Annotated in this window: 8 protein-coding genes and 2 pseudogenes; 4 read left to right on the top strand and 6 right to left on the bottom strand. The window is 55.3% G+C overall.

Features of this window, described 5'->3' with window-relative positions:
- The 3 genes and pseudogenes from CX650_RS04240 to CX650_RS04230 all read right to left on the bottom strand — a co-directional run.
- Window positions 1–99 (bottom strand): annotated as a pseudogene (locus CX650_RS04240) (alpha-amylase family glycosyl hydrolase); the annotation flags it as partial.
- 331 nt (window positions 100–430) lie between these two features.
- Window positions 431–661 (bottom strand): annotated as a pseudogene (locus CX650_RS04235) (transposase); the annotation flags it as partial.
- Window positions 662–831: 170 nt separating this feature from the next.
- Window positions 832–1,104 (bottom strand): DUF4242 domain-containing protein, encoded by a 273-nt coding sequence (locus CX650_RS04230; RefSeq protein WP_071476313.1) that lies wholly within the window; start codon window positions 1,102–1,104, stop codon window positions 832–834.
- A 237-nt stretch (window positions 1,105–1,341) separates the two neighbouring features.
- Between CX650_RS04230 and CX650_RS04225 the strand changes: the two genes are divergently transcribed.
- From CX650_RS04225 to mog, 3 genes are all read left to right on the top strand, one after another.
- Complete coding sequence (locus tag CX650_RS04225) at window positions 1,342–1,857, top strand: NlpC/P60 family protein (RefSeq protein WP_101095102.1); 516 nt, start codon at window positions 1,342–1,344, stop codon at window positions 1,855–1,857.
- Between the two features lie 16 nt (window positions 1,858–1,873).
- Window positions 1,874–2,713: a hypothetical protein gene (locus CX650_RS04220; protein WP_052248132.1), complete on the top strand. Its 840-nt coding sequence runs from the start codon at window positions 1,874–1,876 to the stop codon at window positions 2,711–2,713.
- 73 nt (window positions 2,714–2,786) lie between these two features.
- Entirely contained in the window at window positions 2,787–3,320 is a 534-nt protein-coding gene (gene mog, locus CX650_RS04215) for a molybdopterin adenylyltransferase (RefSeq protein WP_025009110.1), read from the top strand.
- Between the two features lie 126 nt (window positions 3,321–3,446).
- On the opposite strand, the gene CX650_RS04210 is transcribed toward mog, so the two are convergent.
- The 3 genes from CX650_RS04210 to CX650_RS04200 are packed head-to-tail and all read right to left on the bottom strand — an operon-like array spanning window position 3,447 to window position 6,753.
- A complete protein-coding gene (locus CX650_RS04210; RefSeq protein WP_372584299.1) occupies window positions 3,447–4,583 on the bottom strand; it encodes an ABC transporter permease in 1,137 nt (378 codons plus the stop codon).
- A complete protein-coding gene (locus tag CX650_RS04205; protein WP_025888473.1) occupies window positions 4,580–5,314 on the bottom strand; it encodes an ABC transporter ATP-binding protein in 735 nt (244 codons plus the stop codon). The genes CX650_RS04210 and CX650_RS04205 overlap by 4 nt, the downstream gene beginning before the upstream one ends.
- Window positions 5,311–6,753, bottom strand: a complete 1,443-nt coding sequence (locus tag CX650_RS04200; RefSeq protein ID WP_229800081.1) for an alpha/beta hydrolase — start codon at window positions 6,751–6,753, stop codon at window positions 5,311–5,313. The genes CX650_RS04205 and CX650_RS04200 overlap by 4 nt, the downstream gene beginning before the upstream one ends.
- 131 nt (window positions 6,754–6,884) lie before the next feature.
- Here CX650_RS04200 and CX650_RS04195 point away from each other — a divergent pair, with 131 nt between their 5' ends.
- Window positions 6,885–7,268 carry a GntR family transcriptional regulator gene (locus tag CX650_RS04195; protein ID WP_039034579.1) on the top strand — a complete coding sequence of 128 codons (384 nt, stop codon included), beginning with the start codon at window positions 6,885–6,887 and terminating at the stop codon, window positions 7,266–7,268.
- Window positions 7,269–7,273: the final 5 nt, after the last annotated feature.

Below are 7,273 nucleotides of genomic sequence, written 5' to 3'. Positions count from 1 at the left end.
ATCTTCACCACACAAAAATGCCCTTCTCACGCAACGGTTAATCACGTGGTAAAAGGGCGTACTTTCTGCATCTATCAACTGACGACGAGCTGTGGTCATAACCAACCTCGACTGAGCTTTGATGGGTATTTCAAAGCCTAGTCAAGCCTGGGCGAAACATCAAAAAGATATGGCTGTCCTGTCTTTCGGCGTCTATCAACTGACGACGAGCTGTGGTCATAACCAACCTCGACTGAGCTTTGATGGGTATTTCAAAGCCTAGTCAAGCCTGGGCGAAACATCAAAAAGATATGGCTGTCCTGTCTTTCGGCGTCTATCAACTGACGACGAGCTGTGGTCATAACCAACCTCGACTGAGCTTTGATGGGTATTTCAAAGCCTAGTCGAGGCTGTGCGAAACATCAAAAAGATATGGCTGTCCTGTCTTTTTCTTGAGCACCAAATGGTAGTGATTACTCATAACCGCATAAGCGCAAACGTCGATGCAGAATATTGACGACAACTGCCTGATTTTATCCACTATCCAGCCACGTCTATGCTCGTAACTGCGCCCCGACAGTGCATCTTCACCACACAAAAATGCCCTTCTGACGCAACGGTTAATCACGTGGTAAAAGGGCGTACTTTCAGCATCTATCAACTGGCGACGGGCTGTGGTCATAACCAACCTCGACTGAGCTTTGATGGGTATTTCAAAGCCTAGTCAAGGCTGTGTGAAACATCAAAAAGATATGGCTGTCCTGTCTTTCTGTCTTTTGAGCGGGGATTTCGGCTACGTTGGGGTGTCCTTGAGGATACAAGGGACTTTGAATAAGCAAAGTCCCTTTTGAGTTACTCCGCCGTCGTTGGGTCGATTGAACGTTTCACCTCATTGACGGCATTGATAGGAAAACCGCCCCTTTCCGCATGTTCACGCACCAGTGTCTCATTGGGGGCTATGTAAACGCAGTAGATCTTATCTGGGGTCACAAAGCTCTCTACCCACTGGACCTTCGGCCCCATATCTTCCAACACGGCACAGGACTTTTGTGAGATTTCACGAAACTCTGCCGTGGATAAACCTCCGGCTCCGGGTAAGTCTCTTTCAATGATGAATTTAGGCATAACAACCTCCTTACGGGATCTTGCTGAGTATAGTTCCTGAAGGGAAGCTCTTCCGCTTGGCTAGAGCTTTGGTCGCTGTGATTCTTTGGCATGCCGGTTTAAATGAAAACCTCTTAGCTCAGTTGATATATCTGCTTTATTGGCCGAGGAAAACTCAATGTTAACCACAGATTTTGCAAATAGCGGCGGCTTATTGCACATTAGGGGTTCTTCAATGGCATCTGAGTTGGAAAGTGCATGCAGCTGTGGCAGATATTGGCGACATTCCTGTTGTTGGGCGCCCTGAGTGGCTGTTCCGGTCGTCCCGAGCCTGTTTCCGCTCCGGCTACAGTGGCTAAGCCCCAAGTGGGCACAGAGTCCGAAGCCAAGCGATATGAGCAAGTGCCCCTGTCACAGCAGCGGCTGCTGACGATGCAGCGAGAATGGCATGGGGTTCCCTATCGTTTGGGAGGCATGAGCAAGCGAGGTGTCGACTGTTCGGGCTTTGTCAGCCTGACTTACCGGCGATTGAGCGACATCATGCTGCCGCGCACAGTGGAGGAACAGCGCAAGCTGGGGTTCGCGGTCAAGAAAAGCCAGCTCAAGGTGGGCGATCTTCTGTTCTTCAAGACTGGCTGGAGTAGCCGCCATGTGGGGATCTATATAGGCAACAATGAGTTTATGCACGCCTCTACCAGTCAGGGGGTGATGATCTCATCGTTAGATAACAGCTACTGGAAGCAAAAGTATTGGCAGGCCAGGCGCCTGCTCTAGTGTCGGGAGAAGGGAGATGGATAGCCTGTTACTCGCCAAAATAGCTACCGCCATCATAGCCGTGGTGGGCCTGTCGCTGGTGGCTGAGCGGGTCAGCCCCAGAGTGGCGGGTATTTTGTCCGGCTATCCGCTTGGTACGGCTATCGCACTGTTTTTTATCGGCATTGAATTGGGTGAACCCTTTGCTGCCGCCAGTGCTACCGCGGCCTTGTCCGGTTTTATCGCTTCGTTGCTGCTGATTTGTGGTTATGCCCTGGGTATTCGTCTCGGCGGTGGGCGGCCACTGCCGTTAGTGGCACTGCTGGGGTCAGGCCTGGGATTGCTGGCCTTTGGCCTCAGTGGCTATCTTCTGAGTCTGTTGAATCTTAATCTCCTCGGCGGAAGCCTGGCGCTGCTGCTGGCGATTGTGCTTGTGGGTTTGGTGCTTGCCAAAATACCGGACGCTACAGTAGCCAAGCCCGTTCGACTCAGCCCACTGGTATTGCTGCTTAGGGCTGCGGCAGCCGCCATAATAGTGCTGTTGGTCACGGCAGCGGCCAAACTGCTGACGCCGGCTCAGGCCGGTATTCTGGCCGCCTTCCCCATTACGCTTTATCCGTTTTTGTTAATCATTCATCTGGCCTATGGTGCGCCGCAGGCGCAAACCATTATCAAGCATTATCCCAGAGGCCTGGGGTCGCTCATGTGTTATGTGATTGCGGTGAGCTGGCTCTATCCGCGGCTCGGCATTGTCTGGGGAACTGTGCTGGCGTTTGTGGTGGCAACCCTGTATTTGCTGGCGTTGAGCGCCTGGCACCGCTTGAGAACCAAGCCTCTTGAGACTCCCGACCCCGAGACGACAAAATGCTCCCGCTGATGGGGGCAGCAAAGCCTAATTGTGGTATGTTAGGCGCCACTGCAACACAAGTATTTTTGCCAAGGGGAACAGCATGGCCAAAGCCAAAATCGGGATAGTAACCGTTAGTGACCGTGCCAGCGCCGGAGTCTATGAAGACATTTCCGGTAAGGCGATCATAGAGACTCTCAATGCTTATCTCACCAGTGAGTGGGAAAGTGTTTATGAAGTGATCCCGGACGAGAGGGCGGTGATTGAAGCCACCCTCAAGCGGATGGCCGATGAAGACGGCTGTTGTCTGGTGGTGACCACAGGGGGCACAGGGCCGGCCAAGCGCGATGTTACGCCCGAGGCGACCGAAGCCGTGTGCGATCGTATGATGCCTGGCTTTGGCGAGCTGATGCGCGCCGAGTCACTCAAGTTTGTTCCGACAGCGATTTTGTCACGGCAAACCGCCGGGTTGAGAGATGACACCCTGATAGTCAACTTACCGGGTAAGCCCAAGTCGATTCGTGAGTGCCTGGATGCGGTATTCCCGGCGATTCCTTACTGCATCGATTTGATGGAAGGCCCCTTCCTCGAATGCGACGAGACAGTGATTAAGCCGTTTCGTCCCAAGGCGAAATAAGCCAACCCGGTTTTTACCCGGCCGATACCCTTGGGTTTCGGGGGACGGGTTTCGGGGTTTCGGCAATCGAAAGGCAAGCCAATATTGAATCTCGGCTTGCCTTTTCTTTTGCGGCTTGGGAGGGAATCAGAGGCCGAACACCACCTTTTCGCTCTTGAGTGAGCGTTCCAGTCCCAGCACCAGGGCGGCGGCGATTGCCAACGTCAGCAAGCTGGATACCAATAGCTGCAGCAGCGGCAACTCCTTACCCTTGATAAAAGCCATCAGTGCCTGTTGCTGCCCCGAGACCGGCAACCACTGCAAGGTGTCCGGTGCTATGTCGTAGCTGGCGGTCATTGCCAGGGCCAAGGGCACGAACAGTACTATGGTCAGATAGGACTGGGCTTCCTTGAAGGTCTTGGCCAGGAAGGACACAAACAGCTGCATGCTGGCGGCCAGCAGGGCGACCGGCAAGCCTATTAACAGCATCAGGGCAATAAACTCGGCGCTGATACTGATGCTGAAGCCGAGCTCCTGCCAAGGCACCATGGGATAGGCAAACTTGGAGATCAGCAAAATCAGCATCAAGCCCAGCATGGCAAACACAGTTACCGCCAGCAGCTTGGAGATCACCAATTGCCTCGGGGTGACAGGGTGACTCAGCAGTAGCGCCAATGAGTTGCGTTCACGTTCGCCGGCACTGGTATCTATCGCCAGATTCATCCCGGAAATAAATACCGAGTAGATCATGGTGAAAATGGCGATCCCGAGGATCATTCCGCCCTTGGAGTCTGGCGTGGCCTGATCCTGCAATTGCACCTTAATCGGCTGCATTATCCTGGGATCTATACCGCGGGCCAGTAGGCGCAGGCTGCCCATTTCGGAGGAATAACCCTGCAGCGCCCGCTCCAGACGGCGAATCGATTTCTGCAGCTTTTCATCCGAGTTGTCGGCTATCAGGATCACCTCGGCCCTTTCGCCTTTGGCCATCTGCGCCCGATATTGCTCGCTTATCTGCAGTATCAGAGCGCCTGCCTGCTCGCCGCTGTCCTGATTTATCCCCTTCTGGCCGAGATAGCGCACCAGATCCGGCGCCTGTTCGGCGTTGTCTATGCGAATTTGCAGATCATCCGGGCTGGAGAGCTGACCAATCAGCACCACAAACAGACCGCACATGATCAACGGCGTGCCTATGGCATAGTAGAGACCTGCCATTACAGAACGCTTGTCGCGGGCGGCATCCAGCAGTTCCTTGCGAACCAGTGTCAAGAGTCGACTCATCATGCGGCTATCCCCTCATCCGTGCCTATCAGTTGTATAAAGGCATCTTCCAATGACTCCTTACCGGTTTGACGGCATAGATCGGTCGGGCTGCCAACGGCCACTACGCGTCCCTGGGTCATGACTATCACCTTGTCACAGAGGGCGGCGACCTCCTGCATCACATGGCTGGAGAACAACACACAGTGGCCCTGGCGTTTGAGATCCAACAGCAGCTCCCGCAGAACCCGGGTGCTCATCACATCCAGCCCGCGGGTGGGTTCGTCGAGAATAATATTGGTAGGTTGATGCACTATGGCCTGAGCCAGCGCCGTCTTCATCCGCTGCCCCTGGGAAAAGCCCTTGCAGTGGCGGTCGGCAATATCGTCCATCTTGAGTTTGCCGAGCACATCGGCAGTCGCCTGCTTGGCGGCCTTGCTCGGCATGCCGCTGAGTTCGGCGAAGAAACGAATATATTCCCTCGGACTCAGGCGTTCATAGAGGCCGAAGGGATCCGGAAACAACCCCAGTTGCTGCTTGGCCGCCAGCGGATTGCGACCGACATCTATGCCGTCGACTTCGGCTATGCCTTCGTCCGGTTTCAACAGGCCAAACACAGTGCGCAGGCAGGTAGTCTTGCCTGCGCCATTGGGGCCGAGCAGGCCGGTAATCATGCCATCTTCGGCGCTGAAACTCAGGCCATCCAGGGCTTGAACCTTGCCAATGCGCTTACTCAGATTGGTCACCTTGATCATTTTGTTCCTCCTGGAATGGCTTCCACTGTGCTGGCGTTGAGATAGAAACTGCGACGCACATCTTTGTTGAGACACTCGCCATCCAACTTGTCCGGCGCCGTGCCCTTGACCAGCTCGGCGATCAGCTCATTGGCGCAGGACTGGGCGGCAACACCATGGGTGGCATAGGGGGAGATCAAGTGTCTGGCGTTGCTCAACTGGGCCATGGCCAGCTCGCCCCAGGATGGCGGCGTGGCGGGGTCCTTGGCTCCGGAAAGCAGCAGGGTGGGGATATCGCTGGTTATCGGCTCGGCAAAGGTGGCCGCCGCGGCAGGGACATTCCAGATAGGGCAGCTTCTGTCCAGGCTGCTGAGCATCTCTTTGCCTATGACGCTGGCCTCGGCCTGTTGACGCTCGGCGGCGGTCAATCTGGGCCAATCTTCACCGCAAACCACGGCGGCGTGCATGCCCATGGCGATACCTGTGCTATCGACACTGAGAGCCATCAGCCCCAGCAGGGGTTGGTATTCCTCCATTGCCGCCCGGTGGATGGCGTAGGGCAGCAAGGCTCTGACCGAGGGGCTGTAGAGCGCCATTCTCAGGCTGCCGAGCAGCTTGCTACGGGTCAGGGTCAGCATGGCGATATCGCCGGTTACCGGATGAGGCACCTTCTTCATCACCGCATGTTGCCCCAGGCGCTCGGCCAGTTGGTTCAGTTCCTGACGCAACTTTGGGTAGGTTTGAGCGCACAAAGCGTCCTGCTCACAATCGCTCAGCAGCAGATCCTGGGCTCGGCCAATGGCGGCGCCTATGGCCAGCACACTCTGCTGCATAGGCACGACGCCATCTAGGGTCACTGTCTCAAGGACCTCTGGATAGTGGCGCATATAGAGCTGGGCCATGCGGCTGCCGTAGGAGATGCCATAAAGGTGCAGTTTCTGATAACCCAGATGCCGGCGAACCGCTTCGAAGTCGTGCAATGCTTGCTCGCTGCCGTATTGGCTGATATCGGCATCCAACTTGCTCAGGCAGTTACGGGTTTCCTGTTCGACATCCAGTGCTTCGTCGTTATAGGCCAGGGTTTGTTCCAAATCCAACGCTGCACATTCAAGGGCGTTGGACTGGCCGGTGCCGCGCTGATCTATCAGCAATATGTCCCGGTTTTGACGCACTTTGCTTAAGATCAGGTTGAAGGTGGCGGCATTTTCGATGGCCGACTGTCCCGGCCCACCTGAAATGGCCAATACGGCTTCATCGGGGGCGGTATTCTTGATGGCCGGCAAGACGGCATAGTGGATTGCCAACTGGCGGCCATCGGGTTTTTGCGGATCCTCCGCGACTCGAATTGTGCCGCAACGCAGACGCTCAGATAGACCGTCGATATAACAGCCCGTGCTTTCGGAAGCTGTCTGTGCCTGACTCAGCGGCGTCCAACAGAGCCCCAGTGCCAACAACAGCATGCTGGTTACGGCAGGCCAGTATTGTTGGCCAAAGTTCCTTTGCTTCATGCTTGTGTCCCTTTTTGGCATTCCTGCCGGATTGTGTTAGTTTAATTACTGTATCAATGTATTAATACAGTGTTTCAAGGCTAATGTTAGAACTATTGAATGTCAACCCCAGCAGCGGCGACCCCATCTACCGCCAATTGAGCGAGCAGATTATTCATCTGATCGTCGGCGGTCAGCTGCCCGAGGAAACCGTATTGCCCTCGGTGCGGCAGATGGCTGAGCATCTGGCTGTAAACCCCATGACAGTTTCCAGGGCGGTGCAGCAGTTGGTGGAGCAGGGATGGCTGGAGCGGCGACGCGGCCAGGCAACCCGGGTAGCCCTGCGTCAGGCTCATCAGAGTCTATCGGCCGAGGCCATAATAACGCCGCAGCTTGAAGACTTGTTGGTGACGGCGCAACAGTTGGGGTTGTCGCAGCAGGGGCTGCAGCAGCTGGTAGTCAAATATTGGCCCCAAACCAAGGAATAACAGGG

The organism is Shewanella indica, from assembly GCF_002836975.1.
Lineage (GTDB): Bacteria > Pseudomonadota > Gammaproteobacteria > Enterobacterales > Shewanellaceae > Shewanella > Shewanella indica.
This window is presented reverse-complemented; position numbering and strand designations above follow the sequence as displayed.